The 3870-nt window shown below is 56.4% G+C and carries 2 protein-coding genes; both read left to right on the top strand.

The window, feature by feature from the left end; genetic code table 11:
- Positions 1 to 2121 (top strand): PAS domain S-box protein (locus tag NW820_RS01915; RefSeq protein ID WP_414406538.1); only part of this gene is annotated, 2121 nt, incomplete at its 5' end.
- 37 nt (positions 2122 to 2158) lie between these two features.
- Positions 2159 to 3847 carry an NAD+ synthase gene (locus NW820_RS01910; RefSeq protein WP_414406537.1) on the top strand — a complete coding sequence of 563 codons (1689 nt, stop codon included), beginning with the start codon at positions 2159 to 2161 and terminating at the stop codon, positions 3845 to 3847.
- The last annotated feature ends 23 nt before the right edge of the window (positions 3848 to 3870 follow it).

Here is a 3870-nt window from a genome sequence, read left to right as displayed (position 1 = left end):
TTTGCCGTTCACTTCCTGGATGATATCAGCGAGCGCCGATCCATCAAATCTGCTCTTGAGGAAATTCAAAACCAATTGCAGGGGATCTTCAACTTCTGTAGCCAAGGGATTGCTCTGATGAGCTTGGATCCTGATCCCCGGTATCTCAGCCTCAACCCGGCAATGGCAGAGATTACGGGGTATAGCGAGGAAGATTGGTCAGCTCTGAAAGCGGAAGATTACACCCCCTATCCTGAAGATCGAGAACGGGGCGAGATACTCTGGAATGAATTGATTGCCGGATACGCTAGCAACTATGAATATGAAAAGGCGATCCGCCGTAAAGATGGCAGAGAGATCTGGGTTCGCCTGCAACTGTCTGTAGTGCGAAACGCTCAAAACGAGCCTCTGTTTGCCATCCAATTTCTAGAAGATATTTCCGAGCGAAAAAGGGCCGAAACTCACCTGCGAGAAAGTTTGGCCGATCTGGCCCGCAGCGAAGCACGTTACCGCGCTCTTTACGAAGCGATCCCAGATATGCTTTTGCAAGTGGATCGGCAAGGGCTAATCCTGTCCTACAAGCCCCCCAAAGGATTTGCATCGGCCTATCCCGATGACCGCTATCTCAACCAATACATTCAAGATCTGTTTCCAGAGCATTGGAAAACCTACTTTGCCCCTTTGCTAGAGAAAGCCTTTCAAACGGGAGAAATTCAGGTTATTGAATATCCGCTTCCCAAAACTTCTCAAGACACTGCGGAAGCATTGCCGGAATATCGTGAGGCACGTCTGTTGCCCTTTGGGCCGGATGAGGCCATTGTTTTGGTGCGTGATATTACTCTGCGTAAGCGTTTGGAGCTGGCCCAGCAAACACGAGAAGCTGAATTAACAGCCCTGGTGCAACAGCGAACCCAGCAACTGGAACGCAGTCTGCAGTTTGAATCGATTCTGCGCCGCCTCATCCATCAGATACGGGCAACTCTGGACGAAAAGCAGATCTTGCAGACGGTTGTGAACGAGCTGGGGAAATTTTTGGGCGTTCTTTTTTGCAATGTCGGCCTTTACGATAGCCGCCGAACCTACTCCCTGATCAGCTATGAATACACGACGCTTTCGACCTCTGGGGTCGGGGCTCGGGTTTGGATGAGAGATTTTCCCCTCTTCTACGAACAGCTATGGCGAGGCTGGTGCTTTCAACTGTGCGCTCGGGATCGTCAACGGGATCCCGACACTTTGCCCCCTTATTTGACCAAGCTGGCCTGCCCCATTGCCGACGATCAGGGCATTCTTGGGGATCTGTGGCTGGCCCGGCCCCCTGAGGAGAGTTTTAGCGATTGGGAAATCGATTTGGCTCAGCAAATGGCGGCCCAGTGTGCGATTGCCCTGCGACAGGCCAGGCTCTACCTCAGCAGCCAGGCTCAGGTGACGGAATTGAAAAAACTCAGCCAAATTAGGAATAACTTCCTGGCCGCCGTCTCCCATGAGCTGCGCACTCCCCTTACCAGCATTAGCCTCTCGGTTCACCTGCTGAAACTGAGCCATCAAGTTTCTCCTCTCACCCCCAAGCAAATCCAGTATCTTGAGGTTCTGGAGCAGGCGTGCGAGCGAGAGATCTCCCTAATTAACGATCTTCTGGATCTACAAAATTTGTCGGGCAATACGCTCAAGCTGCCCTCTGAGAAGGTTAACTTGCCTTTCCTTTTGGCACCTCTCATCAATCGGTTCCAAGACCAGATGCGCAAGCGGCAGCAAACTCTACAAGTTCACTGGGATCCCCACCTGCCCTATCTGCACACCCATCCTCGCCTGTTGGAACGCTTGGTCTGTGAGCTTTTGACCAATGCCCACAAATTCACGCCCGCCGGCGAACACATTGTCCTAGAGGCTGTTGCTTTAGGTTCCGACCGCTGGGAGCTGCGCTTGACCAACACGGGCACCACCATTCCCCTCGAAGAACAAGAACGCATTTTCGAGCAGTTTTATCGCATCCCCCACTCGGATCCCTGGCAGCAGGGGGGAACAGGCTTGGGATTGGCTCTGGCCCAAGCCATTGCCAACCACTTGGGCGGCTCTTTGCAGGTGGAAAGCACTGCCCACCAAACCACGTTTATTCTTCGCTTGCCCGCAGCAGAATCTTGTTGACGATTCGGTTTGGGCCACTTATGGTGAGATTTACCATATGGGGGGCAGGGTGAAGGTAGCGCTGTTGCAACTGAACTACATCGTCGGCGATCTAAGCGGAAATGCCGAGCGCATCCGTTCAGCGGTTGAGGCAGTGGCGGCGGCGGGAGCAGAGTTGGCCATCACCTCCGAGCTGGCGTTGCTGGGATATCCACCCCGCGATTTGTTGCTCTATCCGGCCCTGGTCGAGAGGGCAAGCCAGGTTTTGCAGCACTTGGCCAGCCGGTTACAGGCCAGCATTCCGGTAGTCGTGGGATCCGTGCAGCCCAATCCTCTGCCTGAGGGTCGGCCCCTTTACAATGCTGCTGCCTGGCTGGAGGGGGGCCAGATCCGCCATTGGTTCCAGAAGTCGCTCTTGCCCACCTACGATGTCTTCGACGAAGATCGCTATTTTGAGCCGGGATCCCAGCCCCAACCCATCGAGTACCGTGGCCGCCGCCTGGGCTTTACCATTTGTGAAGACATTTGGAACGACCGCGATTTTTGGCAGCACCGTCGCTACCACTGGGATCCGGTGGAAGAGATGGCCCGCTGCGGTGCCGACCTGCTGATTAACCTCTCGGCTTCCCCCTTCAGCCTGGGCAAACAGAAGTTGCGGGTGGAGATGCTGGGATCCCTGGCCCGCAAGCACGCCCTGCCCATTCTCTATGTCAATCAAGTGGGGGGCAACGACGATCTCATCTTCGATGGGGCCAGTTGCGCCCTGGATCGCTGGGGTCGGGTTGTGGCCCAAGCGGCTGCCTTTCAGCCAGATCACCTCATCCTGGATGTGGACGAGTTGACCCAGTCTCCCAACCCAGACCAGAATCCACCGACTACGGGATCCCGCTGGCCGACTGAGCCGGAAGCTGAGCTGTACGAGGCGTTGGTTTTGGGCACCCGCGATTACGTCAGCAAATGTGGCTTTCGCGAGGTGCTATTGGGCCTGTCGGGGGGGATCGACTCTGCCGTCACTGCTGTGATCGCCGCCGATGCCTTGGGGCCGGAGCGGGTGCTGGGGGTGCTCATGCCCTCTCCCTATTCCAGCCCTGGCAGCCTGACCGACGCCTACCAACTGGCGCAAAACCTGGGGATCCCTACCCTGAAGCTGCCGATTCAGTCCATCATGGAGAGCTACCACCAGCTTTTGGCAGAGCCCTTTGCCGGCCTCCCCCCAGACATCACGGAAGAAAACCTGCAATCTCGCATTCGCGGCACCCTCCTCATGGCCCTTTCCAACAAGTTCGGGCGGCTGCTGCTGACCACAGGCAACAAATCAGAGCTAGCAGTGGGCTACTGCACCATTTACGGGGATATGTCCGGCGGCCTGGCGGTGATTTCCGATGTGCCCAAGACCTGGGTGTACCGCTTGGCTCGCTGGATCAACCGACAGCAGGAGCGGATCCCGCTTGCTACTCTGACCAAGCCCCCCTCAGCGGAATTGCGACCCGGCCAACAAGATAGCGACAGCTTGCCCCCCTACGATTTGCTGGACAAGATCCTGCAGCGGCACATCGAGCAGCATCAATCCAGCCCCGAGTTGGTGGCTCAAGGGTTCGATCCCGACATCGTGCAGCAGGTGCTGCGGCTGGTTCAGAATGCCGAGTTCAAGCGACACCAAGCTCCCCCTGGGCTGCGCATCACCGATCGCGCCTTCGGCACCGGCTGGCGGATGCCAATCGCCAAGCGGCAGGAAGGGATCATCTAATGGAACTAGTGGGATACCCTCAC

The sequence above is a fragment of the Synechococcus sp. R55.7 genome, assembly GCF_047461955.1.
GTDB lineage: Bacteria > Cyanobacteriota > Cyanobacteriia > Thermostichales > Thermostichaceae > Thermostichus.
The sequence above is the reverse complement of the archived record's forward strand: the minus strand, read 5'-3'. Positions and strand labels throughout refer to the sequence as shown.